Annotated in this window: 29 protein-coding genes; 9 read left to right on the plus strand and 20 right to left on the minus strand. The window is 33.3% G+C overall.

Annotated features, from left to right (window positions below):
* Positions 1–378: 378 nt before the first annotated feature.
* The gene (locus tag OH814_RS14515) at positions 379–1,971 is read left to right on the plus strand and encodes a helix-turn-helix domain-containing protein (RefSeq protein WP_308828653.1); all 1,593 of its coding nucleotides are present in this window, start codon (positions 379–381) and stop codon (positions 1,969–1,971) included.
* A 705-nt stretch (positions 1,972–2,676) separates the two neighbouring features.
* On the opposite strand, the gene OH814_RS14520 is transcribed toward OH814_RS14515, so the two are convergent.
* From OH814_RS14520 to OH814_RS14530, 3 genes are all read right to left on the minus strand, one after another.
* Complete coding sequence (locus OH814_RS14520) at positions 2,677–2,934, minus strand: hypothetical protein (protein WP_308828654.1); 258 nt, start codon at positions 2,932–2,934, stop codon at positions 2,677–2,679.
* 137 nt (positions 2,935–3,071) lie between these two features.
* Positions 3,072–3,530, minus strand: a complete 459-nt coding sequence (locus OH814_RS14525) for an Hsp20/alpha crystallin family protein (RefSeq protein ID WP_308828655.1) — start codon at positions 3,528–3,530, stop codon at positions 3,072–3,074.
* Positions 3,531–3,998: 468 nt separating this feature from the next.
* Positions 3,999–5,423 (minus strand): SDR family oxidoreductase, encoded by a 1,425-nt coding sequence (locus OH814_RS14530; protein WP_308828656.1) that lies wholly within the window; start codon positions 5,421–5,423, stop codon positions 3,999–4,001.
* A gap of 367 nt (positions 5,424–5,790) precedes the next feature.
* Between OH814_RS14530 and OH814_RS14535 the strand changes: the two genes are divergently transcribed.
* Both OH814_RS14535 and OH814_RS14540 read left to right on the plus strand, forming a co-directional pair.
* Complete coding sequence (locus OH814_RS14535) at positions 5,791–6,486, plus strand: hypothetical protein (protein WP_308828657.1); 696 nt, start codon at positions 5,791–5,793, stop codon at positions 6,484–6,486.
* Entirely contained in the window at positions 6,479–7,186 is a 708-nt protein-coding gene (locus OH814_RS14540; protein WP_308828658.1) for a hypothetical protein, read from the plus strand. The genes OH814_RS14535 and OH814_RS14540 overlap by 8 nt, the downstream gene beginning before the upstream one ends.
* Before the next feature lie 259 nt (positions 7,187–7,445).
* Here the strand turns inward: OH814_RS14540 and OH814_RS14545 are convergent, their stop codons facing one another.
* The 3 genes from OH814_RS14545 to OH814_RS14555 all read right to left on the minus strand — a co-directional run bounded on the left by OH814_RS14545 (position 7,446) and on the right by OH814_RS14555 (position 9,658).
* On the minus strand, positions 7,446–8,006 hold the full coding sequence (locus tag OH814_RS14545) for a sugar O-acetyltransferase (protein WP_308828659.1): 561 nt from the start codon (positions 8,004–8,006) through the stop codon (positions 7,446–7,448).
* Between the two features lie 304 nt (positions 8,007–8,310).
* Positions 8,311–8,688 (minus strand): STAS/SEC14 domain-containing protein, encoded by a 378-nt coding sequence (locus OH814_RS14550; RefSeq protein WP_308828660.1) that lies wholly within the window; start codon positions 8,686–8,688, stop codon positions 8,311–8,313.
* Positions 8,689–8,851: 163 nt separating this feature from the next.
* Positions 8,852–9,658, minus strand: a complete 807-nt coding sequence (locus OH814_RS14555) for a phosphatase PAP2 family protein (protein WP_308828661.1) — start codon at positions 9,656–9,658, stop codon at positions 8,852–8,854.
* Between the two features lie 631 nt (positions 9,659–10,289).
* Here OH814_RS14555 and OH814_RS14560 point away from each other — a divergent pair.
* On the plus strand, positions 10,290–10,886 hold the full coding sequence (locus OH814_RS14560; RefSeq protein ID WP_115619294.1) for a HEAT repeat domain-containing protein: 597 nt from the start codon (positions 10,290–10,292) through the stop codon (positions 10,884–10,886).
* Positions 10,887–11,086: 200 nt separating this feature from the next.
* Here the strand turns inward: OH814_RS14560 and OH814_RS14565 are convergent, their stop codons facing one another.
* The gene (locus OH814_RS14565) at positions 11,087–11,464 is read right to left on the minus strand and encodes a helix-turn-helix domain-containing protein (RefSeq protein WP_115619293.1); all 378 of its coding nucleotides are present in this window, start codon (positions 11,462–11,464) and stop codon (positions 11,087–11,089) included.
* Between the two features lie 95 nt (positions 11,465–11,559).
* Between OH814_RS14565 and OH814_RS14570 the strand changes: the two genes are divergently transcribed.
* Positions 11,560–12,108, plus strand: coding sequence for an NAD(P)H-dependent oxidoreductase (locus tag OH814_RS14570; protein WP_308828662.1), 549 nt, complete (start codon positions 11,560–11,562; stop codon positions 12,106–12,108).
* Positions 12,109–12,222: 114 nt separating this feature from the next.
* Here the strand turns inward: OH814_RS14570 and OH814_RS14575 are convergent, their stop codons facing one another.
* Positions 12,223–12,690, minus strand: a complete 468-nt coding sequence (locus tag OH814_RS14575; RefSeq protein WP_308828663.1) for a response regulator transcription factor — start codon at positions 12,688–12,690, stop codon at positions 12,223–12,225.
* Positions 12,665–12,838, minus strand: a complete 174-nt coding sequence (locus tag OH814_RS14580) for a hypothetical protein (RefSeq protein WP_181898823.1) — start codon at positions 12,836–12,838, stop codon at positions 12,665–12,667. Before OH814_RS14580 ends, OH814_RS14575 begins: the two co-directional genes overlap by 26 nt.
* Positions 12,839–13,414: 576 nt before the next feature.
* Between OH814_RS14580 and OH814_RS14585 the strand changes: the two genes are divergently transcribed.
* Positions 13,415–13,576: a hypothetical protein gene (locus OH814_RS14585; protein WP_181898822.1), complete on the plus strand. Its 162-nt coding sequence runs from the start codon at positions 13,415–13,417 to the stop codon at positions 13,574–13,576.
* 10 nt (positions 13,577–13,586) lie between these two features.
* On the opposite strand, the gene OH814_RS14590 is transcribed toward OH814_RS14585, so the two are convergent.
* Positions 13,587–14,000 carry a cupin domain-containing protein gene (locus OH814_RS14590; protein WP_308828664.1) on the minus strand — a complete coding sequence of 138 codons (414 nt, stop codon included), beginning with the start codon at positions 13,998–14,000 and terminating at the stop codon, positions 13,587–13,589.
* A 474-nt stretch (positions 14,001–14,474) separates the two neighbouring features.
* Here OH814_RS14590 and OH814_RS14595 point away from each other — a divergent pair, with 474 nt between their 5' ends.
* A complete protein-coding gene (locus OH814_RS14595) occupies positions 14,475–14,699 on the plus strand; it encodes a hypothetical protein (protein ID WP_115619290.1) in 225 nt (74 codons plus the stop codon).
* A 428-nt stretch (positions 14,700–15,127) separates the two neighbouring features.
* Here the strand turns inward: OH814_RS14595 and OH814_RS14600 are convergent, their stop codons facing one another.
* Together OH814_RS14600 and OH814_RS14605 are read right to left on the minus strand one after the other, a co-directional pair.
* Complete coding sequence (locus OH814_RS14600) at positions 15,128–16,660, minus strand: ATP-binding protein (RefSeq protein ID WP_308828665.1); 1,533 nt, start codon at positions 16,658–16,660, stop codon at positions 15,128–15,130.
* Positions 16,661–17,306: 646 nt separating this feature from the next.
* Positions 17,307–17,696: a response regulator transcription factor gene (locus OH814_RS14605; protein ID WP_181898821.1), complete on the minus strand. Its 390-nt coding sequence runs from the start codon at positions 17,694–17,696 to the stop codon at positions 17,307–17,309.
* A 502-nt stretch (positions 17,697–18,198) separates the two neighbouring features.
* Here OH814_RS14605 and OH814_RS14610 point away from each other — a divergent pair.
* The gene (locus tag OH814_RS14610; RefSeq protein WP_308828666.1) at positions 18,199–18,876 is read left to right on the plus strand and encodes a type 1 glutamine amidotransferase domain-containing protein; all 678 of its coding nucleotides are present in this window, start codon (positions 18,199–18,201) and stop codon (positions 18,874–18,876) included.
* Between the two features lie 301 nt (positions 18,877–19,177).
* On the opposite strand, the gene OH814_RS14615 is transcribed toward OH814_RS14610, so the two are convergent.
* Together OH814_RS14615 and OH814_RS14620 are read right to left on the minus strand one after the other, a co-directional pair.
* A complete protein-coding gene (locus OH814_RS14615; RefSeq protein WP_115619286.1) occupies positions 19,178–19,534 on the minus strand; it encodes a two-component system response regulator in 357 nt (118 codons plus the stop codon).
* Between the two features lie 164 nt (positions 19,535–19,698).
* A complete protein-coding gene (locus OH814_RS14620) occupies positions 19,699–21,474 on the minus strand; it encodes an FAD/NAD(P)-binding protein (RefSeq protein WP_308828667.1) in 1,776 nt (591 codons plus the stop codon).
* Between the two features lie 272 nt (positions 21,475–21,746).
* Between OH814_RS14620 and OH814_RS14625 the strand changes: the two genes are divergently transcribed.
* The gene (locus OH814_RS14625) at positions 21,747–22,163 is read left to right on the plus strand and encodes a hypothetical protein (RefSeq protein WP_308828668.1); all 417 of its coding nucleotides are present in this window, start codon (positions 21,747–21,749) and stop codon (positions 22,161–22,163) included.
* A gap of 79 nt (positions 22,164–22,242) precedes the next feature.
* Here the strand turns inward: OH814_RS14625 and OH814_RS14630 are convergent, their stop codons facing one another.
* The 6 genes from OH814_RS14630 to OH814_RS14655 all read right to left on the minus strand — a co-directional run bounded on the left by OH814_RS14630 (position 22,243) and on the right by OH814_RS14655 (position 26,299).
* Positions 22,243–22,929, minus strand: coding sequence for a YetF domain-containing protein (locus OH814_RS14630; protein ID WP_308828669.1), 687 nt, complete (start codon positions 22,927–22,929; stop codon positions 22,243–22,245).
* Between the two features lie 49 nt (positions 22,930–22,978).
* Complete coding sequence (gene xth, locus OH814_RS14635) at positions 22,979–23,752, minus strand: exodeoxyribonuclease III (protein ID WP_308828670.1); 774 nt, start codon at positions 23,750–23,752, stop codon at positions 22,979–22,981.
* A gap of 75 nt (positions 23,753–23,827) precedes the next feature.
* Positions 23,828–23,998, minus strand: coding sequence for a lmo0937 family membrane protein (locus OH814_RS14640; RefSeq protein ID WP_115619281.1), 171 nt, complete (start codon positions 23,996–23,998; stop codon positions 23,828–23,830).
* A 140-nt stretch (positions 23,999–24,138) separates the two neighbouring features.
* The gene (locus tag OH814_RS14645) at positions 24,139–24,750 is read right to left on the minus strand and encodes an alpha-ketoglutarate-dependent dioxygenase AlkB (protein WP_308828671.1); all 612 of its coding nucleotides are present in this window, start codon (positions 24,748–24,750) and stop codon (positions 24,139–24,141) included.
* A 60-nt stretch (positions 24,751–24,810) separates the two neighbouring features.
* Positions 24,811–25,578 carry a LexA family transcriptional regulator gene (locus OH814_RS14650; RefSeq protein ID WP_308828672.1) on the minus strand — a complete coding sequence of 256 codons (768 nt, stop codon included), beginning with the start codon at positions 25,576–25,578 and terminating at the stop codon, positions 24,811–24,813.
* Positions 25,579–25,753: 175 nt separating this feature from the next.
* A complete protein-coding gene (locus OH814_RS14655) occupies positions 25,754–26,299 on the minus strand; it encodes a cysteine hydrolase family protein (RefSeq protein WP_308828673.1) in 546 nt (181 codons plus the stop codon).
* Positions 26,300–26,362: the final 63 nt, after the last annotated feature.

Here is a 26,362-nt window from a genome sequence, read left to right on the forward strand (position 1 = left end):
TATTATTAGCGTACTAAAAGCCAAAGATTGTGTATTACCATATTCAGGAAAGTGGTAATGGTCTATTTAAATAGTGAAGTTGATTTCTTCGATTTATCGTAATGATAGCATGTGCATTCTTAAATATATTTTAGCTGAAAAACTTTACGAAATCATGTGAATGCGTTTGTAACATAAGATTTAAAATTGTGGTCGAAATTACTTGCAGAATACTTTAATAACCATTACAGAATGTGTATTATATCAATATCTTGTAATTTTTTTCCTTATAATGATAAACTTTCCCGATATCGGTAAATATTGATTCTTATTTAATATGAATTATTTTATCTTTTGGCTGGAAAATTTTAACTTTATCGCACAAATAATGAGAAGTTGATGAAAAAGCTATTTTCACTAATTATATTTTTTCTATTTTTAATTTTACAATCACAGGATAAAGAAAAGTTTGATAAGATTTATGTAAAGACCTATCTGGAAACTTCACAGAAGGATTTTAATAAAGCTTTAAAAATCGCAGATTCACTATTCATTAATTCTGCAGATCCTTTACTTAAAACAAGAAGTTTAATGCTTTCTGCTTCCTTATATCAGCAGAAGGGTGATTACAAAAAAGCTGTTGACTTTGCTCTGTTAGCCGAAAAAACGATTACTGAAACAGATGATATATCCTGGAAAGTCAGAGTTTATGGCTTTTTGGCATCGCAGTACCGCATCCTGAAATTATATGACCTTTCAAAGAAGTATATTGACGAAGCTATGACTAGCAGTAAAAAGTTGGGCGATAGTCTTGCAAGAAAACAGGTAGGAGGTTTGATGATGCAGGAAAAAGCGTATTTTGAAATTCAAAACAAAAATTTTAAGAAAGCTGTATTGCATGTGAAATCATCACAAGAGCTTTTAAAAAATGTAAAGAAAAATCATGATTTTTTCACCGCAAACAATGAACAATTGCTGGGTCTTTGTTTTTATCATCTTAAGGACTATAAAACTTCACTTCAGCACTATAATGAGGCGGAAAGGCAACTGAAAAATTTACCCGAATCTTTTTTAATCGGTCTCGTTTATAACGGAATCGCTAATACATATATGGATATGGGTAATTTTAAAGATGCCGAACGAGAATTGCAGAAGGCAAGAGTAATAGCTGATAAAACGCAATATCTAAATTTAAAAACTGAAATATACGATACCGCTCAGCGTCTATATCTTGCTAAAATGGACTTAGATAAGATAAAGGAATACAAATCTAAACACGATCGTGCGCAAGACCAGCTAGATATTGGGACGAGCCAATTTTATAACGCTTCCCTAAAAGATGCTGAAACAAAGAGCACTGTAGCGAATAATAATAGTAGTACCAAAAACTTGGTCATTATATTTGTTATTATACTGTTAGCTGTTTTCTGTATCTATTTTATGTATTATAAAAAAGCGGAAAAAAGGACTTATGTAAGATTTAAAGCGATTATTGCTGAACTTAACAAAAGACGGACTTTAGAAAGTGAAAGTGATAATCTGAAGGATTCAGGAGTAGAATCTGCGCCACCTCATCGCACTGCGGAGAATGTGGAAGATCTTCCGATGATGACAAGTGGGACGGAGGAAAAATTGTTGGATTATCTTGAGAAGTTTGAAAAATCAGACCAATATCTAAAAAATGATATTTCATTGCCGGGTCTTGCTGCTTATTGCAAAACCAATACAAAGTACTTATCCCGGATCATCAATATCCACAAAGGGATGGATTTTAATAATTACATCAATAAATTGCGGATTCAATATATAATAGAAAAACTTAATAACGAACCTGAATATATGAAGTATAAAATTGCTACTCTTGCGGAGGAAGCAGGATTTTCTTCACAGAATAAGTTTGCAACAATTTTTAAAAAAGTAACTTCAATATCTCCTTCTGTTTTTATTAAATATCTTCAGGATCAAAAAAATATCGATCAGCAAAATCATTAGGGCTATTATATTCCCGAAAATGATAATACCATATTTTTTTTCTTTAGTTTTTGCTTTCTAATTTTGCGGTTATATGAAAATATCAACCATATGATAATTTGTTATGGTTATTCTTGGATTTAATAGCCGGATCTTAATCATGAAATTTAATAATAGAACAAGAGTTAGGTTGTTGACAATCCTTTTTAGTAGCATTAATTGTTTACTAATTGCAGCATTATTTTTAAATTTTAATACTGAATTCAAATTAACTGTACTTGGAAGTATTATAATTCTTCTTGTGTTTGCGCTCTTTACAAACTATACGGAATTTGCTAATAATAGTGACTGTTTAACGATAAAAAAACTATCGTTTTACAAATTTCTCTCGATCAGACATTCTCTTGAAATACCCAAAATTTATATACATGATTATGTAATCTACAACACATTTTTCACATACTATTTAACTCTGCAAATTGATAAAGGTTCCGGAGGGATAAATGATATTACCATTTCATTGTGGGGTTTTACCGATTATGAAGTGATTTCTATCGCCAAAATAATTGAGTCCATTAAAAAAGAGAACTTAGAGCAAGATGCTAAAATCATGAACATCCTGCTTCAGTTGAGTAAATAGCTAATGTTTTATGTTGAAAATTATTAAAACACTTGATCTTATCAACATCCAAGTTCTCTATAGGTAGTTGATGATGGATTTAGTTTTTATTCCACTTCATCCTGATAAGTTTTTATTGTTTCATCAAAGAACTTAATTGTAATTTGTTCTGCAATTTCAAAATCAATTTGATGCTCAGGATTCTGCTTTGTTTCCTCATCCAATATTCTTACCTCAAAAGGATCATGTTTTACTGCAGACAAGGCACCATTGAATTTCTTTTTCTTCTTGTAAACTACCTCAATGTTATCAATCAACTTTGTACGTGTAAGAAGGTCATCTTTAATATTATGAGTAATTTTCATAGTGTAAAAAATAATTATTTGTCGACAATGATTTACAAATATTAAGCCAGCACAGGTTGGTATTGTACATTTCTAATCAAATAATATGTAATCTAAAATGAAAAGGTTTTCCGGATAGTCCGGAAAACCTGTAAGTATTATTGAATTTCGATCAGTCTTGGTGACTGGGCTAGAGCACTCTCTTTTTTGGGAATGGTAAGCCTTAAGACACCATTCTCATATCTGGCCTGAATGTTTTCGTCATCTACAACATCTTTTGAAAGCTCGAAGCTGCGTTGAAAAGACTGATAGCTGAATTCTCTTCGGGTGTATTTACCGTCTTTTTCTTCCTGCTGATCCTCTTTAGAAGATGAAATAGTGAGCATGTTGCCATCAAGAGTAATGCTGAAATCTTCTTTCTTCATTCCCGGTGCTGCAACTTCCACTTCAAAAGCTTTTTCAAGCTCTTTAATATTAACGGAAGGAAGTGTGGTGCGAGAAGCAGAAAAGTTATTATTACCCCAATTAAACAGTTCGCGGTTGAAAAAATCGTCGAACATTGAACGCTGATTGGCAGGGAGTAGGCTGCCGTTGGTTCTTTTTACGATTGTTGTCATAACAAACAAAATTTAAAAGTTAAACAATATTTTAAATGATCTCACTTTTCAGAACTCAAACAATATACCACCAACTTCAGTAAGAAAAAATGTCATTTTCATTCTTGTAAAGTATTTCAAAATGTCATTTTTCAGAGTTTTATTGTGTGAAAAAATGTCATAAATTATTATTTGCTTTAGATAAGGAATAAAGCCTCCTCGTTGATATGCAGATGATATAAGAGGTTGAAATATGCTCTATTTTAAGTTGTGAAAATTAAATAAGATTGTCTAATGTATATTTACATTTTCTTTGATATATAAAATACATTAGCACAACAATAAGCGAGTGTAAAGTAAACCATAGTATTCCGGAGAAAAACAAAGAAGTACCAATATCCTCATAAATAAACAGGATTTATTATAATAATTGCAAGCATCAAAGAGATGGGAAATAATGTCATCATCAATGAGGAGAAAACTTTATTGTTAACCATCAATTAATTTTTTAATCATTCCGTTGAAAATATATCCGTGAAAAGGTAAAACAGCATACCAATATAGTCTTCCAAGAAGGCCTACAGGCCGAAATGTTGCTTCCTGTATCAGTTTTCCATCCTTAATTTGGAAATCAAGCCATGCTTCTCCCGGCAATCTCATTTCTGCGAATAAGAGTAATCTTTTTTCATCACGGCTCGCATACAATACCCTCCAAAAATCAAGGGAATCACCGGCTGAGATCATATCTTTATTTTTTCTGCCTCTTTTCAGACCTACACCTCCGAATAGTTTATCAATCCATCCTCTGATGCTCCACAAATAATCTGCATGATACCACCCGTTTTTACCGCCTATTCCGAAGATCTTTTGGATAGTATGTTGCTCATTGACGATATTCCTTTCTTTTCGGTCTTTAAATACTCCTTTATTCGGCACCTCCAAAAAAGTCCAGACGTTTTTTGAGTATCGGTAATCACCAAATGAGTCGTACCACGTAGAAAGTACGTCATTTTGCTCAATTTTATCAAAGCTTAGTTTTAAACTTTCGCGGTAGGTGAGGAGTTTAATATTTAGCTGGCTTGCAAGCTGATTATCCTCCGCAACCACATTGATTTTCATGCTGTCTACAAGATTTTTTGCAAGAGCGTAGGTTGTAGAAGTAATAAAATACAGCCAATATGAAGATATTTTTGGACTTAAAACCGGAACAGAAATAATGGTTCTTTTTAACTTTCTTTCCTCAGCGAATATCAAAAGCATTTCTTTGTAAGAAAGAATGTCAGGTCCTGCAATATCAAAATGATGGTTAAAGGTAAATTCTTTATCAATTACACCCGTTAAAAATTCAATAACATTACGAACAGCTATCGGTTGGCAAAGTGTTTTCAGCCATTTGGGTGCTACCATCACAGGCAGTTTCTCTACAAGATCCCTGATGATTTCAAAGGAAGCAGAACCCGAACCAATGATAATACCAGCGCGAAGAACAGTGAGTTTGTAGTTTGGAGATCTCAGGTGTTCTTCTACATCTTTTCTGGATTGCAAATGCTTAGATAACGCTTCAGAGTTTACAATTCCGGTAAGGTAAATGACCTGCCTGCACCGGGTTTCTGAAACGATATTTGAAAAGTTTTGTGCAGAAATTTTTTCAGACTTACTAAAATCTTCATTTGCAGACATAGAGTGAATGAGATAATACGCAATATCTATATCTTTATCCAATGTTGCCAGCGTTTTTTCATCAGTGAAATCCTGTTCGATGATTGTAAGTTGGTTTTTGTGGCTTGCGTAAAGGCTGGTATCAAACCTTCTTTTGTCCCTTACAGAGCAGATTACATCATGCCCGGCCGAAAGAAGTTGAATGAGAAGTCTTTTACCAATATAGCCGGTTGCGCCTGTAAGAAATATTTTCATAAATTTAATGTAGATGATGGTGTTTTTGTAAATGAAAGATGGCAAGAAGCCGGCCAAAATATTAATAATCTTAACGGAGAGAAAAGTATTGTGACAAGTATTTTTAGCCCTGTTTTATGAGATCAGGTGAAATTTAATTTTGTAAAATGAAACCAGCTATATTTATTATGAATTATCTCTACTTAAGGCGTTTATCTGTAAAAGACGAGCCGTCTGAATTTTAATTTCTTTGTAGCATTAAATTCAAACTCTTTTTCATTGTCAAATGATGAAGACATTTAAATGAAATATCATTCGATAAATGTTTATATGTTGAGGATCTATAACAGAACCCTTTTATGTATATTTACATTAAGTGAAATTCATTATGAAACAGAAAGTTCATTATGTTATAATTCTACTTTTATCTTTATCGTGTACGTCAGATGATAAAAAAGATCATAGTGCTGATATGGTTGGTCGATCCCGTCAAAAGGTTACTGCCGGGAAAAAATTTGACCTTTTCAATATCACCTTCAAAGAAACCTTTAAAGATGTGGGTTTACATTATAATAAAGAAAATCAATCTGCTCAAACATTGACAGGATACGGCACCTTTGTAAGTTCGTCTCCCGATATATTGATCTTTAATCATCAGTTACTTACTGGTAAAGTTGACGAAAATCAAAATCAGGTTGTATTGCATTATAGCTTAAATAAACAGGTTATTTCTGCATTTGAGATACAGCTTTATACATCTGATGCTTTACAAAAAGTAGATTCAATCTTAATACATACACTCGGTCAGCCAGGCTTTACAAATACGTCTTCGAAACATCCGGGGCTTGCAATAGATAAAAACGGAAATATGATGGATGGCCCCAGAACCGAAATCACATACCAGTTATGGACAAATAAAAAGAGCGGAATTTCATATCATCTTCTACAATACAGACGCTCTGAAAAACTGCTTTTCGCCGAACTTACTGCTTTCAATGACAGAAGCAATGATGCAGATGACTGGGCTTCATTTAAAAATTATGACAGGTACAAAAAATCTACTAAAGACAACAACCATGAATAGACTTTCAGCAGTATTAATAATACTCCTCAGTATCGGATGTAATAAATCGACGCTCGATTTGAGTACGATTGATTTTAGTCAGCCAGCCTCGAAATATCTGAAAGATATATCTCCGTCTAAGGGTGAAATACAATATGGTCATTGGGAATTGGTTAAAAATAATTCGGCAGAAGATGATTTGGAATTAAAGCTGGTGGGAAAAGAAGAAGTAAGTAAAGTCTATCATATTAACGATCCGTCTGATAAGAGCCAATTTAGTTTTTTTGGTTATCCTTCAATCGGGATGATGGGAATAGAGATTGTAGAGTATCAAAATAAAATTGCTTTTTATAGTATCTATCCGGAAGGATCCAAAACATCTGAAATTCTTTTAAAACTTAAACAAAAACTCGGTGAACCAAGTGGCGTAGTTCTTGATACTTTGGGAAAGACCAACATATTGCTGTCACCCATATTGAAAACCCTTCCCAAAGATGATATTACATATTTCACCGATGAATATGACGATCAGCAGGTATCTTTTCCAGAACATTATATATGGAAAAGAAACGGTATGATTTGTCAATTCACACTCTTACAGGGAAGTGAAGTTGTTAGCAGTAAAATTGTTGCGATTGATATTAAAGCATTTAAGGACAGAATTATATTCGGTTATCATGTGCCTGATAAAGACCCCATATTAGGACGCTTTTTGAACTAATTATTGATAAAAATCATTCTTAGCAATGTTTTCCAATTTTCATTGAAGAAGACAACATTATAATTGTTATCCGTTAGCAGAAATTCTGAACATGCTTTATTCTGGTAAAAAAAATAGAGCAGACAAAGAGCTTAAAACCAAAGAATAAGCAATTTTTTAATTTCTTTAAAATTTATGTATTAGTATCCCACTAATTTCTCGTGAAGTTGACTTGATCAAGTTTAATTTTCGAGAAAAATATCATTTAATAAGTATTATTTTAAATACTGCGTATCACACGACAAGGATTACCAAATGCTAAAACATTGGAAGGGATATCTTTGGTAACAACGCTACCTGCGCCAATAACAGTATTGTCACCGATATTTACGCCCGGTAAGATAGTGCATCCGGCGCCGATCCAAACATTATTCCCTATGGAAATAGGGTAGGCATATTCTAAGGCATTATTTCTTTTCTCAATATCAAAGGGATGTCCGGCTGTATAAAAACCACAGTTAGGAGCAATGAGAACGTTATCACCAAAGGTTACTTTTGCACAATCTAAAATAACAACATTCATATTGGTATAGAAATTCTCACCAACCTCTATATTGTAACCGTAGTCACAGTAAAATGGTTGTTCGATGTGAAAATTTTCACCCGTTTTATGAAACAGTTTTTTTATCAGATTTTTTCTCTCAGTAATCTTTGAAGGTAATAATTGATTGTGTTGAAAGCAGAGATCTTTAACCGCCTGCCTTTCAACGATTAAATTTTCATCATTTGCATTATATAATTTTCCAGCAAGCATTTTTTCTTTTTCGTTGTCGTAAATCATTATCCTTTATTTTATAATAACAAATGTATAAGCTCGGGAACTATCTGTCAATACTGAAAAATAACCATTTAATATCTTTTGGAAATAGAAAGTAAGCCTATCATTCATGGTAAACTCATATCTAATTGATGCAAGTTATTATTTCTCGACTGGACACATACATAACTTTGAATTACTAAAAAAAAAACCAAAACAAATGTATATGCTTTGGTTTGATGAAGTGATGGTTATTACGTAATTACCTGTTTTATTATATATTAAGTGTTTATGTTGGCTATCAAAACGATGTATTGAGCAGTAGAAATTATTTTTCAGAATATTCGGGCTCATTGCCGTTATTGCACCAATACATGGCACTGTAGACATTGTCTTTTGAAAATATCTTGAAATTTTCTTTAGTTTTGAAACTATTGATTTTTTGCAGCCCTGCATCGTCGATTACAATAGCAGCACGATTACACTGTTTTGTTTTTTCAAGGTCTGAAACTAATGTTGTAAGCCAAGCTATGTCAGTTTGTTCTACATCTGTATTCAAATACAGTAGATAATTAAGCTCATCAAACCTTGCCAGCTTATTGTTTACATGGGGAATGATGATATTTTTAAAATCTTGTTGATCGATTTCGCCACTGGCGTTAAATGCCGCAACATTTTCCGGAGCATCGTTGAGTAAAGTTATCATATGATTTATTTTTGGTGTGAAAAGAATTTAGCAATTATCAAACCAAAAAATTCAGACAGTGGTAAAGTCAGATGCTAATATATTTAAATGTATCAGATTTTACCTTTTACATAAAAAAATATATAATTGAGCAACTAAAATGATATTATAAAACCAAAAATATTTAGTTTTTTTTATTCGGCAAAATCAAGTAAATGAGTGCTTTATTTTTTTGATGATCAAAACCAACAATAATCATTACTAATGCAGCTAATAAAAGTATTAATCCTTCATTACCAACATAGTGATATAGCAATAAAGCAGCTGAAATTAAGATCCAACCAGACAGATAATAATAATTTGCAGAACGGAGATTTTTATATTTAAGATCATTTTTGCGGTAAGGAATGATTATAAAACTAATATGTGCAAGAATGGCTCCTGTTAAAATATCAATTAGATGATGTTGGTAGGTGGTCAAGGTAGAAATTCCTAAAAAAATCAACCAGATCATATAAAAAAACCGCCACCTGCTAAGATCTTTAAACACAGACCAGAATATAAAGGCAAAAGCAATATGCAACGAAGGGGATTGATTGAAAGGTGAATCAAATCTTTTTAAAAACGAAAATGGCAGTCTCAAAATAATATTTGAAACTTCCGGTTTTGGAAATGAAAATCGTAAGGGAACCATAATGAAAAATATGCCTGCCGTAATAATTACAAAAAGCATTCTCCAGGTTAGTATTTTTAGTTGGTGTTTATTTTTACACGAGAAAAATACAACGCAGAAAAAAATACCGCTCGCCATGTAAGGAATGATCGACAAGGGTATGAATGGAATCATTCTTTCAAAGTCAAAAGTAAATGATGGCACCTCATCTAACGAAGAGGCATACCATGTGCAAAGATTGTAAACAGCCATGAATACAATGGTACAGAGCGTTAATGCAAATGCCTGCTGCCTAATTTTCAATTGCTTTTCAGTCATTTGTTAGTCTTAATATCTTGATATTTAACAATAAACCAACATGAATAGGTAAAAGTTCTTCCTTTGTCAGCATAATCTTATGTTTTATGATTAAACAATTAAAAAGTTGATAGAGAATCAAATAATAAACCATTGCATGTTAAATTTTTGATATGTGGTATTTGTTTATCTAAAACCAAGTTTTCTTATTAAATTGGTATTTTATTACTAATCACGGAAAATTTAATGATGATCACATTATCACATCAGAACATATTGCTGATGTTATCAAGTCATCTCCGCAGTTTAAAGGCTATAGAATGTTATGGTGGCTGGATTCTGAAAATAAATTTCAATTGTTGATAATAAGATTATCAGCGAATTTAAAAAGCTAATGTGCTAACTGTTTTTGGCAACAAACCCTATGAATATATTAATCCATATCTTGCATCTGGCTTTCGATTGCGCCAGTGGTAATGTTACTTATAGAACCGATGGATATCTAGGCAACTTTATTATTGTCGATCCCACGGAAAGGGTTGTTACAGTCCGGACGATCAGCCACGAAAGTTTTAGAAATAATAATGATAATTTTGCGGATTGGGAAACATATTTTGAATTTATCTCAATAAATCGCAGTGATCAGTAATTTATGAATAAATTATTAGAAAAAATCAAGAATATTGAACACGGTTTCAGACATATCATTGAAGCAGGTAATATTATTATCAAAGATCCTTCGATCGATCATTTAGAATATGCAGAATCACTGCTCGGTGATGAGAGTTATCAGGTAAGAATGTTAGCGACCTATCTTTTAGGACAATTATCACTTGAAAACAAAGATGCGCTTGAAATACTGGAAAATAAAGTTGCTAAAGATGGAAATTGGAGGGTACAGGAAATGTTGGCTAAAGCTTTCGACTATCATTGTCAGGCAATTGGTTACGAAAAATGTTTACCTATCATTCAGAAATGGATCAATCATGAAAACCCCAATGTAAAAAGAGCTGTTATTGAAGGATTAAGAATCTGGACAAGCCGGCCTTATTTCAAAGAAAATCCCGAAGTTGCAATTAGACTGATTGCAAAATTCAGATCAGATGACAGCGAATATTTGAGAAAGTCTATCGGCAATTCATTGCGGGATATCAGTAAAAAACATAAAGTTTTGGTAGATAATGAAGTTGCAAATTGGAATTTAGCAGACAAAAAAGTTATATTTATCCGGAAGTTGATCTACAAGTAATGGATTTCAAAAAATTAGTTTAATAGGTGATACTTAAATAATTATTTTAATTCCTTATAATAATTTCGGTATATAAAGTAAGATAAAACGATCGATAATGATTGCAATCGACAAATTTAATTCAGTAATCTGAAAAAGAAAATTCTTCATTGATTACATTGCCGGACTTGTCTTTTTTACGATATTTAATTATTAAAATTTTAGAGAATAGTATCCAAAAATTCACCTTGTTCGATGGCAACCTGATTGCCCCATTTGGTAATTGCTTCCAGCACGGGAACAAAACTTTTGCCGAATTCAGTCAGGCTATAAATAACTTTTACAGGCGGTTTTTTACCATAAACCGTTCTTGATAGTAAACCATCCTTTTCCAGTTGCTTTAATTGCAGGCTCAATGTCATCTCTGTTACAGCAGGCATTTCTCTCCGGAGCTCACTGTATCTTTTTGGTTCATCTTTTAAATGATAGAGTATAACTGCTTTCCATTTTCCACCTACCAGATCCATTGTCAGGCTTACAGTACAGGGATATACTTTTCCCTTCAGTTTGACATATTCTCCATTACATTCTGATTTCATTCTCTATTTTAACCTATCATTATAGATAGTTATTGCAAATGTAGCGTACTCAACTTAGTTTTGCAACTATAATTATTATAGTATAAAAAATAAATATGGCATTGATTATTTTAGCACATCCGAACATTGAAGTTTCTTTAGCAAACAAGACTATTATTGAAGAATTGCAGAAGGAAAAAAATCTAAATATTGAAGTGAGGAATATCGCAAAAATGTACCCTGATTTCAATATTGATGTTCGAGAAGAGCAACAGGCATTATTAAGGCATCAGACTGTAGTTTTTCAATATCCTTTTTACTGGTATAGTTTGCCAGCTATATTAAAACATTGGTTTGACGAGGTTTTTCTGTATCAATTTGCGTACGGTTCTAAAGGTGATAAACTAAAAGGCAAGAATTTTGTACCAAGTTTTACGGTAGGCTCATCAGAAGAAAGCTATACTGCACTGGGATTTCAACACTTCCGTGTTTTAGAATTCTGCAAATCATTGGAGCAAACTGCATATCATTCACAGATGAAATACGTTGATCCCATTTATTTTCATGGAACTTCATTAGCGGCAGGGTATACCGAAGAAGAGATTAGAAACAAAGCAAAGACTCATGCAGGTAGATTAATTGAATTGCTACGGTCTTGTGATTAAAATGAATTTTGATTTGACAATATCCTTAAAAATATCTTTATTTTTCAAATACTTGACATTATCAACAGATGTAATTATCCTTAGTACATTAAATTTAGTAATCTATAATCAAATTTAAACAAAACGATCAATCACCATCTCCCTTAAATTTCTTGATATTGGTATTTGATGAGAATTAACTTTGAGAATATTCCCGTCAATAGCAACGACATGATCTAAATTACCAATGTAGCATCGGTGAACCTGTAGGAAAATATCCTCGGGTAGCTTATCCATCATTTTTTTTAGAGTAATATTTACAATTTCTTTAGAATTTGATGTATGAATGATGACGTAATTTTCCATACTTTCTACTACATTAAATTCGTAGCCTTTAAGCGCATATTGCTCATAAGCAGAGACAATGATAACCTTTTGGAAATTGTCAATAGAACTTAAAAATTCCAGTCCTGTCATGTACGGCATCTCAATATCAAGAAAAATGAGATCTATAGATTGATTTGTACAGAAAAAATTGAAGTGAGAGAAAATGCTCTTTGATTGAATTCTAAATAAATTAACCTCCTTTGCGCCCACTGCCACTTACCATTGTACGTATATTTGAAGGCTTGTCATCTTCACCTGCTATTAATTGTACTTCAGACATATCTTTTTTAATCACTTTTTGCGATTCGGATAATGATGTATTGGTAGATTCTTTTTGAACCTTATTTTTAGCTTGATCTTTCATAATACTAAATTTTATACTTGATATTATTGGGTAAACACAAATGACGAAGAATAACCCATCGAAATGTGATGTCATAAAGGTATAATAAAAAACTAATTTACTCGTTGTGCATTTTAAATCATTGTGTTTCGAAAATAAGTGAAACGGCTTTGTTTAGCTTAATCTGAGTATTTATTTACAATTCTTTGTCTTTCCTTGCGATAAAAAAACGCAAGGAAAGACAAAGTTTTTATAAAAAATGTATTTTTTCTTTGCCAAACGAAGGCATTTCATTTAGCAAAGAAATACAAAGCTTTAATTGTCAGTAACTTGATGCAATTCACAAAATGCACAATGGGTTAAATACAATGATCTAAGTTTTTTTTAACAGTAGAATCTCAAAAATCTCAGAAATTATTTTTAAATAATAACAAGTTTTTCAGCTGTAAATTGACAATAAATAGTTTTAATTCAAGCAGTTGCGTTTTTGTATTAAATCTTACCTGCGAAAGTAATTTCTAATTTTAAATAAGTGGTCTACTTTATGCTAGAATGTTGTCAAACTCTGTACAAAACAGTACATTATAATCTACTATTATGAAAAACTCGAACAATCCAGAAAATGTGTCAGGCATCAATAAAGAAATAGAACGTCAAAAGGCTCTTAAAGCATTAGAAAAAGCAAAATTGTTGAATAGAAAAGTTGTGTTTTTGGCGAAAGGCGCATCTGGAAATTTAAATCCGAATAGCCTTTTCTGATATTCCATGTTTAATAATTCTGCGCTGAGTTGTTATCATTTATAAGTGTTAATAAAAAAAAGCTATCCGTCAATGCCAAGACACTGTGTTTAATATCTTCTTTTAGCGCAATTACTTGTCCTTTTTCCATTTTTAAACTTTGCTGTTCACTCATAAAGTCAATACGACCTTCCAGAACCTGAATCGTTGCTAAGCCATTAGCTTTATGAGGCTTTAGTTCTGCTTTTTCGTGAAGACCGACCAGTACAATAGTCATCACTTGTGATTTGTAGATCGTGATAGAATTTCGGTCACTTTCTTTCCATGTTACTTCGCTTTTAATTTGTTCAATAAAATCGTTCAAATTCATTTCAACAACTTTACAGTCTAATATACGATCGCCTTCCGGACGAAGAGGAGTGGCATCATTTGATTTTAATTCCATATTTTATTTATTCTAAAATTGTTTATAATTTAAGATCTCCAATGATATCATTGCTGGTTTTAAAATAGGTAAACTGTTTTGTTTCTTACATGCTGTGTATTGATTCTGACGTAAATAAGCTTCAGATCTTCTGTTATTATATTAAACAGATGATGAAATAATATTATAAAAGAAATAGACTGATACTAAAAACCTTCCACTATGGGAAGGCAAATACATTAAATCAAAATCATAGGATTTCTATAACAAATTTACAGCTCTGGTCATATCCTTCTTATGATAGTAATCATATTTATAGTTATGAACTGTAATTAGCATCTAAAAAAAATATTTGAATAAACCGTTGTGCATTTTGAATCTTTATCATTATCGTATTAATGATTAAAAAATAGTGTTACCATAAGATTATGATCATTATCATAGGACGGATATAAAGCATATTATAGTTTTGAAAAACATTTTAAAATATACGATATGAAACTATTTATTACAATGAGCCTTATTGTTGGGCTTACAATGATCAGCTGTGGAAAAAACAACCAAAAAGAAGATGGGACTGGCCCCGACTCTAAACCATCGATCAATTCAACAGATATGACCTCGGAATCAGATACGTCTGACACTTTAAATACTGCAAGATCTAATACCGCTGATACAATCAACAATCAAAATGTTGATCCTGCATCAACGCCAAGATAATTCTTCTGTATTACTGTTATCTGGACTCAATATTTATCTGGAGGCTGGTTTATATCAATAAGCCAGTCTCTATTGTATTAAATGCAGTCAATAGTTTTTCGATTTTATTTGATGATAAAACCATTGTCATTTAATATTTCGAAAACTTTGATTAACCTGAGTTTGGGTTAAGCAAAAATTGTAAAACACTAGCTTTTATGATATTATGTATTTAATGCAAAGGCGAATTATTTTTTAATAATAAAGAAGAATCAACAAGGTGATTTTATAAATCTTTTGCTCAAGCTTTGCGAAGCAAATTTATTGCCTTTGCTTTCTAAAATAGAAAGTTTGATTATAAATCTTAGCGTCTAATGATCTATTATCAGAATCTCTTATCCCGAAGTGAGGTTTAATTACAATTTCTGAACGTTCTTGTCTATAACTGATCAAGAAAGTTTATCTCCTTTAATCGGTAACACGAATGAGAAGATTGTGCCTTCGTTTTGAGAACTATTGACCTCGATGGTACCACCGTGAAGCTCAATAATTTCTTTACAAAGATAAAGACCTATCCCAAATCCGGCTATAGATTTACTATTAATGTCTTTTACTCGGTAATAGCGCTCAAATATGCGTTGCTGATCATCATTGGATATTCCTATTCCATAATCATGCACACTAACTTTTAAACTGTTGTTGCCAACTGTTATATACTCAATGATAATTGACATTTTAAGAGGGGAGTACTTGATGGCATTTCCGATAAGGTTATGGAGTACCTGCGAAATCTTTTCGCGGTCTGCAAGTATTTCTATTGGCCCCGAATGCTTGAAAACAAAATTATGTGTTGAGATCGTTGAAAGAACTTCATCCTCAATTTCAGAGAATAATACTTGGAAATCGAAGGCTGTTTTATCAATATGCATTTGCCCCGAATCAAGTCTTGAAACATTAAGGAAACCATTGATCATACCGTTCATATAATCTACCTGTTTCAAAGATTTCTCTAGCATGTTTTGCGGCATCGGACTTTCTGTTTTCAGTCCTATCCGTTGCAGCATCTGGAGATATGCCTTCAGTGATGTGAGCGGTGTTTTAAGCTCATGGCTTACCATTCCCATAAAATCATCTTTTCGCTGTTCCTCTTTTTTTTGTTCTGTAATATCTCTTAAAGTACCATTTAAACTAAGAGGATTTCCTTTACGATCATAGAAAACTCTACCATTTGCCTGTAGGAGCCTTATCTTTTTGTCTACATTATTTTTAATTCGGTATTCTATAAAATAATGACCGTCAGAATTGTTACTTAAGGAATGTGTAATAGCATCTATTACACGGTCACGATCTTCAGGCAAGATAACCGCTAATGCAAGAGACAGATCTAGATTTTCGTCGGAAGACAGGCCAAACCAATTCCTCAATAGTGAGTTTCCGGAGAAGAGATTTGTCGCTGGCTGGTAATAGAAAGTTGCAAGTTCACCTGCGTCGATGGCGAGTGCTAACATTTGCTGATCATTTTCATTCTTACGTCGCTCTAAAACCTGCTGTGTGATCTCTTCAAGAATTACCAGGACACCTGAAATATCTCCGTCATCAGAAAATATAGGCTGATAGATGGAGTTTACGATAGCCTCTCGTAGTCCGTCATTGTGACGCAGTTTGACTGTAAATTCAGTGTTTATTTTGGGTTTTCCGCTTTGGTAGACTTCTTTAATCCATTTATTTACCGGCTGGCCCTTCAATTCCGGGCGGGCTTTTTCATGTGGATAACCAATTATTTCGGATTCTGTACGACCCCAAATAGTAAGTATAGCTGGATTTGCGATTTCAACAATATGTTCAGACCCTTTCAGCATAGCAATTCCAACCGGAGCCTGTTCAATAATCATCCTGATGTACTCCCTGCTGTCTGCTAGCTGTTTAATAGAATTGCTGAGTTCTTCGTTTGTGCAGGTGAGTTCTTCGAGAGTTGCGGCCATTTCCTCATTTAAAGCCTGTTCCCTTGCTTCTTTTTGCTCTATTTGCCTTAAAAATTCTAGGCGTGAAGTTACATTAAGTGCTGTATTGAGTATGCACCATGTTTTATTGTTGTGATCAGTGAGAGCTTTATATTCATAGTCAAAGTAATCAAGTACTTCTTGTCCGTTTCGTATGAGTTTTGCAGGGGCTTCAGATACAGAATACGTCTTTCCGGAACGCCAAACTTCACGCAACAGCTCCAAAAACGGTTGACCTTCCAGTTCTGGAATTGCTTCCATTAACGTTTTACCAATTACCGAAGAGTCTTTACCCCATAGAGCTAGCATGCCTTCGTTTGCAAAACGTATGATCATATCTTCGCCTGAGTAAATAGACGTCGGTGCCGGAGATGAAACTAATGCCTGAAAGATTAAGTCAATGCTGAAGCTTTTGTCTGAGGGGGTTTCTGGGGTATTCATAAATGTCACAAAGATATATAAAAGTGTTTTTATTGTGCCTAATTAGTGGTATGTGAAATAATAAAAACTTCAGTGATTCATGATAAATTAGGTTAAACTATGAATTCCTTTCGAATGATATAGACTGATAAAAGCAGTCTTTTGGCATTAAGAAAAATAAATTTACTATTCATAAATTGCTTTGCTGTTAATTTGTAAGAATGTCACCTTCAGAAATTTGTAAATGAGTATTGATTTTAAATAGAAGATCGTTCATATCGAAAGGCTTAGCAATAAAATCATCAGCGCCGGCTTCAAAAGCAATGTCATCTCCATGTACACTGGCTGAGAAAACGATGACCGGAATATCTTTCATACTATCTGTAGATCTTATTGTTCTAAGAATCTGTTCGCCTGAAAGAAGGGGCATCCAGAGGTCTAGTAAGATAAGATCGGGCTTGTTTTCCCGAATTTTACCAATAAGTTTTGTACTGTCAATTTCAGTGATTGCGCTGAAATCGTGCATGGTTAACATCATCTCAATTACATCCAATATTTCCTGATTATCATCACAGATTAGGATTTGCTTATTATTCATATCATCAGTTTTCGTGTTGCAATTCAACATGCGAATTGTCACAGCAAAAATAATTCCATTTACTCAACTTTGTTGAAGTTTATTTGTGATGCAGAATTTACTCCTGATACTTTTGTAGGTAAACTTAATTAAATCATCATCCTGAAATAAAAGTATACTATTAAAAATCAATATGTTTTATCGGAAGCATCAAAAGTAAGTAAGTTTATAAATGCAGAGAAAATTGCAATTGTGCGATCAAAAAAAATCTGTACTAAGGTGAAGACTGTCTTTATTAAAGATAAACTGCCTTCATAAATAAATTCAGACATTTGGTCTCTGATTACTGATTTAGACTTGGTTGATCTCAGATGATTTAAAAATTTTTAGTGGCTTAGTTTATGCATATAAATGTAAGGTGAAAATTCAGTGTGATTTTGATCACATTAAAATAGTGATTTAGATCCTTCCTCAAAAAAAATTATACATCCAACTTTGTACTATTAAATTAACAAATATCAAAATGAGTAAAAAAGTATTATTCGTGCTTACGAGTCACGACGAGTTAGGGGATACCGGTTTAAAGACTGGTTTCTGGACAGAAGAATTAGCTGCTCCATATTATGCTTTATCTGATAAAGGTGTTGAGGTAACCCTTGCCTCTCCGAAAGGTGGTCTGCCGCCAATTGACCCCAAAAGTGAAGATCCATCTTCTCAAACCGATGCCACACGCAGGATGGATGAGGACGAAACCTTAAAAAATAAATTAAAAAGCACACATCAGCTTTCAGAAGTGAAAAGTTACGATTTTGATGCGGTATTCTATCCGGGTGGTCACGGTCCTTTATGGGACTTGGCTGAAGATAAGGTGTCACAACAGCTTATCGTTGATTTCTATACCGATGGAAAACCTGTAGCATTCGTTTGTCACGCACCCGGAGTTTTGAAAGACGTGAAAATAGAAGGTGAATATTTGGTAAAGGATAAGAATGTTACAGGATTTACAAATACGGAGGAAGAAGCTGTACAGCTTACTGACATTGTTCCGTTTTTGGTAGAAGACATGTTAAAAAAGAATGGTGGAGTTTACACAAAAATTGAAGACTGGTCGCCGTATGCGGTAGTTGATGGAAGACTGATTACAGGACAAAACCCTGCCTCATCTGAGAAAGTAGCAGAGGAGTTATTGAAATTGCTATAGAATATTTTAAATAAAAAACTTGATATAAATAAGAAATATCCCCATATTATTTGGGGATATTTATTTTTATAGCGATAGAAAATTCTTTAGATCAATTATAACGTGCAAAAACTGATTTTGATAATCAGTTGCTAACGATGCTCATGGACTTTAACCTAAACAATTAAATTTCTTTAGTATCCAGTAAATGGAAAATAGGAGAGAGCGAGATTTAGCTTTGCTGACAAATGCAATATTGATAAAGCAACTATAAAATTTTATCTTTACTATATCTTATGACAGAATTATCAAAAATGTATCACTAAGAATTATTCTTAACCACATCAATCATATGATCGATATCAAATGGTTTTTCGATATAATCATCAGCTTTACAATCTTTGGATAAATTGGGTAGATCACTTGATGTAGAAGTTAAAACAGCAGGTATGTCTTCTGTTTCAGGCTCAGATTTTAATTCTGCAATAACTTCTGATCCTCTTTTGTCGCCCTTGATATAATCATCTACAATAAGCACATCGGGGTCGATATCCTCAATTTGTTCAATAGGCTCCGTTGTTAATGATGCTGTAACTTCAAAACCTTCGTCTTTCAATACCTCATCCATTATATCCAGAATTTCTTCATTATCCTGAATAAGAACAACCTTTTTCTTCATTAAGTAATAAAATTTTATGCAAAGGTAAGAAAAATTATAATCGAATATTTAATGTGATTATAACTTGACTAAATGTTTTGTTTATGTCGTTTTTTGAGGTTCTAAATATTTGACAAATAGTGATTTACTATGATGTAAGTTATTTGATATCCATTAAATAGTTATTATAAAATATTTATTTTGCTCTGTTCAACTTTATCTACAGTTTCTGCATTATTAATTGGAAATTCACAATTAGCAAGAGATTCAACAATCTTTGCCGCAGCAGTATCACAAAAATCAAGACCTGAGTAATCAGGGTTTAATCCGCCTATGAATGGGACAGCCATAATATATAGCCCTTCCATATTTTTATTCATACTGTTGATCGATTGAAAATAATCATTAATGTTTAATCCAGGTACATTTAGGTAATAATTTCCATCTGATGATTTTATTACATTTTCTTCCCTTTTAGCATACAATTCCTTTCCTTTTTCCTGATCCTTGAATTTAAGATAAGCCGGACTAACCATTTCTTCGAAAATCAGACTTTTAAAAGGAAAATCTTCGGGATTCATTTGCTGTTGACCTATCGCATCGACAAAAACTTGATAAAACTTTTTGACCTCTTTACCATTATTGTCTTTATAAAAATAATTGCCTCCTCCTTCTAAAGTGGGCTCAACAGTACTTTCTTTATCGACCTCAATGAGCGAAATAAGCCCGGCGTCGTGCAAAGCCATTATTTCCTTATAGGATGATTGCGGAAGTGATGCTATGATAATGGAAATTAGTGGGAGTAATGTGGTTTTTAATCGTAACATGTCTTCTGCCGAAAAATGTTTCGCAGGATAATTCATTGCATAGCTGAATGCCGCAAGTTTTTCTTTCCAGGTTATAGATTTTCTACGGTCGATAGATTTTTCAGCTTCTTCGTATTCGGCTTTGAAAAGTTTAAAGCTATCTGCACGTTCTCTTGAACCCATCATTTTTTCAACAAAAGCTTCAATGCTCAAATCTTTTATGGACGAATAAAATTCAGGATCTTTCTTTTGTAAAGGAAGTTTAAAGTTGATTTCAAATACATGGTCAAGATCTACAAAACCATTGTTGTTTTTTTTATATTCGGATATCTCCTGAGGACTCATCGTCCATTCTTCAGAATAAGCATCATCCTCAGAATGAAAACGTAAAGCAGGGAGAAAACCGCCTGTAGAAAACAAATCTAATCTGAAATCTTGAGAAGATGGATCTAGTTCATATGTTATTTTATCATCAATTTCTGTGAATTTCCCATTCAGACGGGCAAGAGTTTTTACAGCATCTATTGCGGTGAGTGATGTTCCTCGTACAGCGACCGGAAAGTTTGTAGACTGCTTAAATTTTGACGGCGGGTAAGGTGAATCGTACCATCCCTTTACTGTTCCTTCATATTTTATGGGCCAAACGTGACCTGTACACAAAATAACCTGATCTACAGGATATTCATTCTCATTATCTGCTTTTATTTTAAACCTTGCATTTTTACCATTTTCGGGTATAATATCTTTTACAGCCGTATTTTTAAGTACATTGATTTGAATACCTTTTTTTATGGCAAGATTCATCAATTGGTCAAACTGATCTTCAAGATAATCCCCAAGAAGCAGTCTGGGAATCACCAAATATGGGTTAAAGTTTTCTGCATCCGCAAAATCAGGAAACTGCTTGCTAGGAAACCTGTGTAGATAATCCTGAAACCTGCTCGCAAGATCAGGAAGTTCGTTGGCCGATACGTTAGCAACATGTTCCTTACAAGAACCCTTTTCACCATACGGCATACCAACACCAAGTCTATCATTTTTCTCAAAAATGAAAATAGAATGTACTGAAAGGTTAGACTTTAAAATATGTTTTAGTGAAAGTAGAGCAGCGGGTCCACCACCGATAAGGGCAATACCTTTTATATTTGATTTCATATTATATTGTATGGTCAAGGCGAATATTCAAAAAGTGTTCCTCATCATATTCTTTATACAACTAAAATAAATTATACAATTATGATTGTAAACATATAGTTTAAAAATTTTAGTGACTTCATTATAAAAAAATATCAAATGTTTTTAACGTAAAAGTTATCCCGGGTCAGAAAGAATTATGGTTTGAAGGAAAGTGGAAGAAATAACGATCATATTTAGATCATTTAGCCTTTAATATCTTAATTTTATATCTTTAATCCTAAATGCTTGTTATGAAATACTTTCACTTTGTATTATTTTTCTTCTGTATTTCGACTGTCATGGCACAGAAGAAGTATGATTTGCAGCTACGTTTTATAACTGATAAAAAAACAATTGCTCCAAATGTAAAAGTCACTTTCTTGAAAAACATCAATACAGAATCTGGCGCTGTTGTAATCGATGAGGTAGTTTCTGACAGTAAAGGTGTATTAAATCTAAAACTTTCAGATAAATACTTTGATAAAAACGGTTGGCTAGGTATACAGGCTTTTTATGATGAAAAAGATGTCTATTACCTGAGCTATTATGAAGAAATTTCAAAAAAACAGATTCCTTTCAAGAAAACGGTAGTATTTGAGCATGTAATCCCTCCAACATTAGAAGAAATAGATGAGAACAATGTGCCGCCACCTCCGAGGTTGCCATAGCTGAAAAACAGCATCATTAAATGCTAATTCATAATCTCTTATTGTTAATTAAATGGTAAATGTAATACAGGATGCGAAATTAAGTAAGCCTCAGTGTATTGATCGCCTTTACCCATTCGCTGTAGCCGCACCTTTTGCACTTAATGATCCTAGTTTGCAGAAGCACTGAATATCCACAGTAAGTACATGCATAGACATCTTCATTTGTAATTGTTTGCAGTTTCTTGCTGTACGGCTTTGGTAGAACGGGCAATCCGTACATGACTTCCTTATTTGTAAAATAGTAGAAACTTATATTTCCGGTTGTTTCCAGAATAGCTGTTTTTACCTGACCTACATGCTCAATAGATTCCTGACGCATTTCTGCAAAAAATTCATCCTTAGCAAAAGTATGATCATTTTTAACTCCTAAAACAAACTGTCCGTTTTCAATAACGTAAAGCGGCTCGCCTTCGATTACATTTTCAAACTTTTCGCTCTTACTGGCAAAATAAGTGATCGTTCTGTATACTGCGATAATAACTGCAAAAACAATAACTGAAGGCAGAATTGAGATGTCTTTACTAAACATAGGATCACCTGCCGCCGAACCAAGAGCGATTATGATCGCTACTTCAAATAGTGAAAGCTGTCTTACTCCTTTTTTACCGGAAAGTCTCAGGATGAGTAAAACCATAAGAAACATAATGATCGTACGCACAAAAATTTCAATGATATAGCTGATGTTTAGGTCTCCAATAAAAATTTCATTCCAATTTAAATTCATAATACATGCTTATTTTTCTTCTGCTGATTGATGTGATTATTACATTAATTTAATCTTTTAATGTAATCCAGACCGGCGCATGGTCACTGCTTTTTCCCCAGCCTCGAACTGACGAGTCGACTCCGCTATTTTCAAGTGAAGAAGCAAGATATGGACTGATAAGAATATGGTCAAGCCTCATTCCTGCATTTCTGTCGTATGAATGATACATATAATCCCAAAAAGTAAAAACCTGTTTCTCAGGATTAAGAATTCGTAAAGAATCTATCCATCCTTTTTTCTGAAGGTCGGCAAATGATTTTCTTACTTCCTTTCGGAACAAAGCGTCATCAATCCATTTTTCCGGTTTGTACACATCAATCTCTTCAGGAATAATATTAAAATCTCCGATTAGGATTGCCGGTAATTCCATTTTGATTAATTCGTTCGCCCGTTTCTTTAACCTTTTGATCCATTCAAGTTTATATTCAAATTTTTCACCAGGGTAAGGATTACCGTTTGGGAGATACAGGCAGCATATAACTATTTTATTGACGATAGCCTCAATATATCTGCTTTGTACATCATCCTTATTTCCGGGAAGTGAATTTTGAACTTCTGTAATTTCATGACCTTTTGAAAGTATGGCAACGCCATTCCAACTTTTTTGTCCTTTCCAAATGGCCTGATATCCGGCAGCATTAATCTCTTCGATGGGAAATTTTTCCTGAGGCGCTTTTAATTCCTGCAGGCATACAATATCAGGTTTTGCTTGTGAAAGCCATTTAAGAAGCACAGGAAGTCGGCCATTGATACCATTTACGTTGTAAGTTGCAATTTTCATAAAGTGGTGTTTGAGATAGGGTACAAAGAAAATAGCTGAAAGTTATTTTCAGCTATTTACATTCTTTAAAGTTTATTAATTCAAAGGTTTTCTTCCCATTACCAGATTAATTATAACCACTATAATGGCAATAACCAGTAATGTATGTACAAGATTTCCGGTATCCATACCCGGAATTATTCCTAATAATCCTAACAGCCACACAACGATACAGATCACTGCTACGAGCCACAAAATATTTCTCATAATATTAAAATTTTTGATTGGTAATATTATATATACAGTTTTTGTGCCTTTTTGAAGATGATAGGTTGAAAAACAACATTTTTATTGAAAATTAGGTTGTCATATCAGAAGAATTTTCTGTTCTAAAAATATAAATGCGTCTAGATTTCATTCACCAATCTAAAAGTAAGATTGATACGTTCTTTCATGTGCATTGTGGATTTAGCAATACGGTGCTCCCAATTTGTCTGAAGGTCTCCTTTCATTATCAGCAAAGACCCATGGGGAAGTGGTATACTGTGTTTGCTCTGATGATGATCTAGTCTTCGAAAATCAAATTTTCTGGTTTGTCCTAAACTTAGCGAAGCAATTACAGGGCGGTCACCATATCTGCTTTCCTTATCTCTGTGCCATGCAACCGAATCATTATTGTCTCTATAAAGGTTGAGTAAAACAGAATTAAACTCGTACCCAAAAGCTTCTTCTATTCTATTTTTTAAAGAAAGGAGTTCAGGAGTCCATTCGTTTACTTCAAACTCACTTCCTCCCAAGCGGTAAGACTTTTCGGCATCGCCGTACCAGGCAGTAAGACGGGGAGTTAAAACTTTTTTATCATACATGGTCTGAGTTCTCTGTTTCCATGGAGTGTTTGTGAGCAGTTGAGACAACAGTAAATCTGACTCTTCCAACGTCAGGAAATGTTCTCTAAACTCTAACATGTTTTTTGGGAAATCGTAGAATTCTTCTGCGCTAAATAAACTGAGTTGTCCCATTATCTTTAATATTGTACTAAAATTATATTTAAAATTTCCTCTTTCAAGCCTGGATTATAATTATATCTCGCTTTTGTTTTTTGAACTCCGAATTTCAGATCGCAGCGTTTCAAACATGCTTTTAATCTCCTGATATTCCAAATTTTCTATTCTCAGTTCCTGAGTATTGATGCTGCATGCAAATTCCCAGATTTCATACACTTCTGACCATTTGATTTCATAAGGCTCATAAAATGAATTATCAGAACTCACGAAACTTCCGGAATCATTTTGCTTAGAATATCTTTTATAAACGATGCCATCTTTGGTGATGAAAATATATGTTTTCCCTTTTTTTAGGTCTTTTTTATCTTCCAGATATTTTCCTACAATGTAAGTTCCGTCATTGTAAGGCGGCATAGAGTCTCCATCTGCAGGAAAAGCACGGAATTTTCCGTTTCGTAAAAAAGGAAGAGAGAGGTGTTGCAAGCCTTCCACAAATTCAGGATCGTTGTACCCGCTAAGGTATCCCATACTTGCTTTTTGCGGAACGATTTCGATTTTATTTTCTCCGGCTTCATCAACTTTCATCGGCAGCAATATTCTATTATTCGGTAGATTAATCATATTATCCAACGGATATTTCTGCAAGTCGACACCAACCAGCAGATCGATACTTACTTTATAATGGTTTGATAGCTTTATCAGAAGCTCAATAGGAGGTTCTGATCTTCCGTCTTCATAGGTCGCATACCTTCCCCGTGTAATAGAAATATCATCTGCAACTTTCTGCTGAGAAGCTTTCGTTTTGTCTCTTAAAAACCTAATGTTTTCTGAAAAAATGGACATTGCTATAAATTATAGCAACAAATATACAATATTTGTTACAAAAAGTAATATTTTATAACGTTAAAAAATAGTTGTTAAACTCTTGGAATTTATAGTCTAATAATTAAACGACATTGGCTGAAGCGCTATACTTCAGCCAATGATTAAACCTGTTATTTTTTACTAATATAGAATTTTATATGACTATATAATCTTTCGTCATTTTTACTTCCGCATAAAAGAAATTCAATCCGGCTAAAAATGCAGTTTGTACATCTGCAGCCATAGCGTTTGATCCGTTTATTTCTAAGTCTTTAGTTGCAGTAGCATCGCCAATCACAGTGCAGTTGAAGCCTAGATCTTTAGCTGCTCTTACGGTAGCATCGATGCACATGTGGGTCATCATACCAACAAAAACAAGGTCGGTAACCTGATGCGATTGTAGATATTCTAATAGTTCTGTTTCTCTGAAACTATTCGGATAATATTTTTCAATTACCTTTTCGTTTTCCAAAGGTTTTACATGATCATGTATTTTTTGACCTTCTGTTTCAGGCAAAAAAAAGAAGGAGCCCGGTGCAACTGAAAGGTGCTGAATATGTACTATCGGCAACTTTTCATTTCTGAATTTTGATAAAATCTTTTTTGCATTTTCGCTTGCTTGCAGAGAACCAACCAACTCCATTGCTCCATTTTCAAAATAATCGTTTTGAATGTCTACTATTATTAATGCTTTACTCATAAATGTATATTTAATATGATTACAAAATTAGGCTTGAGCAGTATTTTTTTCTCTACCACTTGG

Source organism: Chryseobacterium sp. CFS15, assembly GCF_031118795.1.
GTDB lineage: Bacteria > Bacteroidota > Bacteroidia > Flavobacteriales > Weeksellaceae > Chryseobacterium > Chryseobacterium indoltheticum.

What these genes read in the sequence shown, in the direction of transcription:
- OH814_RS14515 (WP_308828653.1), top strand. Translation starts at nt 379, where the DNA reads ATGAAAAAGCTATTTTCACTAATTATATTTTTTCTATTTTTAATTTTA.
- OH814_RS14520 (WP_308828654.1), bottom strand. Translation starts at nt 2,934, where the DNA reads ATGAAAATTACTCATAATATTAAAGATGACCTTCTTACACGTACAAAG.
- OH814_RS14525 (WP_308828655.1), bottom strand. Translation starts at nt 3,530, where the DNA reads ATGACAACAATCGTAAAAAGAACCAACGGCAGCCTACTCCCTGCCAAT.
- OH814_RS14530 (WP_308828656.1), bottom strand. Translation starts at nt 5,423, where the DNA reads ATGAAAATATTTCTTACAGGCGCAACCGGCTATATTGGTAAAAGACTT.
- OH814_RS14535 (WP_308828657.1), top strand. Translation starts at nt 5,791, where the DNA reads ATGAAACAGAAAGTTCATTATGTTATAATTCTACTTTTATCTTTATCG.
- OH814_RS14540 (WP_308828658.1), top strand. Translation starts at nt 6,479, where the DNA reads ATGAATAGACTTTCAGCAGTATTAATAATACTCCTCAGTATCGGATGT.
- OH814_RS14545 (WP_308828659.1), bottom strand. Translation starts at nt 8,006, where the DNA reads ATGATTTACGACAACGAAAAAGAAAAAATGCTTGCTGGAAAATTATAT.
- OH814_RS14550 (WP_308828660.1), bottom strand. Translation starts at nt 8,688, where the DNA reads ATGATAACTTTACTCAACGATGCTCCGGAAAATGTTGCGGCATTTAAC.
- OH814_RS14555 (WP_308828661.1), bottom strand. Translation starts at nt 9,658, where the DNA reads ATGACTGAAAAGCAATTGAAAATTAGGCAGCAGGCATTTGCATTAACG.
- OH814_RS14560 (WP_115619294.1), top strand. Translation starts at nt 10,290, where the DNA reads ATGAATAAATTATTAGAAAAAATCAAGAATATTGAACACGGTTTCAGA.
- OH814_RS14565 (WP_115619293.1), bottom strand. Translation starts at nt 11,464, where the DNA reads ATGAAATCAGAATGTAATGGAGAATATGTCAAACTGAAGGGAAAAGTA.
- OH814_RS14570 (WP_308828662.1), top strand. Translation starts at nt 11,560, where the DNA reads ATGGCATTGATTATTTTAGCACATCCGAACATTGAAGTTTCTTTAGCA.
- OH814_RS14580 (WP_181898823.1), bottom strand. Translation starts at nt 12,838, where the DNA reads ATGAAAGATCAAGCTAAAAATAAGGTTCAAAAAGAATCTACCAATACA.
- OH814_RS14585 (WP_181898822.1), top strand. Translation starts at nt 13,415, where the DNA reads ATGAAAAACTCGAACAATCCAGAAAATGTGTCAGGCATCAATAAAGAA.
- OH814_RS14590 (WP_308828664.1), bottom strand. Translation starts at nt 14,000, where the DNA reads ATGGAATTAAAATCAAATGATGCCACTCCTCTTCGTCCGGAAGGCGAT.
- OH814_RS14595 (WP_115619290.1), top strand. Translation starts at nt 14,475, where the DNA reads ATGAAACTATTTATTACAATGAGCCTTATTGTTGGGCTTACAATGATC.
- OH814_RS14600 (WP_308828665.1), bottom strand. Translation starts at nt 16,660, where the DNA reads ATGGCCGCAACTCTCGAAGAACTCACCTGCACAAACGAAGAACTCAGC.
- OH814_RS14605 (WP_181898821.1), bottom strand. Translation starts at nt 17,696, where the DNA reads ATGAATAATAAGCAAATCCTAATCTGTGATGATAATCAGGAAATATTG.
- OH814_RS14610 (WP_308828666.1), top strand. Translation starts at nt 18,199, where the DNA reads ATGAGTAAAAAAGTATTATTCGTGCTTACGAGTCACGACGAGTTAGGG.
- OH814_RS14615 (WP_115619286.1), bottom strand. Translation starts at nt 19,534, where the DNA reads ATGAAGAAAAAGGTTGTTCTTATTCAGGATAATGAAGAAATTCTGGAT.
- OH814_RS14620 (WP_308828667.1), bottom strand. Translation starts at nt 21,474, where the DNA reads ATGAAATCAAATATAAAAGGTATTGCCCTTATCGGTGGTGGACCCGCT.
- OH814_RS14625 (WP_308828668.1), top strand. Translation starts at nt 21,747, where the DNA reads ATGAAATACTTTCACTTTGTATTATTTTTCTTCTGTATTTCGACTGTC.
- OH814_RS14630 (WP_308828669.1), bottom strand. Translation starts at nt 22,929, where the DNA reads ATGAATTTAAATTGGAATGAAATTTTTATTGGAGACCTAAACATCAGC.
- xth (WP_308828670.1), bottom strand. Translation starts at nt 23,752, where the DNA reads ATGAAAATTGCAACTTACAACGTAAATGGTATCAATGGCCGACTTCCT.
- OH814_RS14640 (WP_115619281.1), bottom strand. Translation starts at nt 23,998, where the DNA reads ATGAGAAATATTTTGTGGCTCGTAGCAGTGATCTGTATCGTTGTGTGG.
- OH814_RS14645 (WP_308828671.1), bottom strand. Translation starts at nt 24,750, where the DNA reads ATGGGACAACTCAGTTTATTTAGCGCAGAAGAATTCTACGATTTCCCA.
- OH814_RS14650 (WP_308828672.1), bottom strand. Translation starts at nt 25,578, where the DNA reads ATGTCCATTTTTTCAGAAAACATTAGGTTTTTAAGAGACAAAACGAAA.
- OH814_RS14655 (WP_308828673.1), bottom strand. Translation starts at nt 26,299, where the DNA reads ATGAGTAAAGCATTAATAATAGTAGACATTCAAAACGATTATTTTGAA.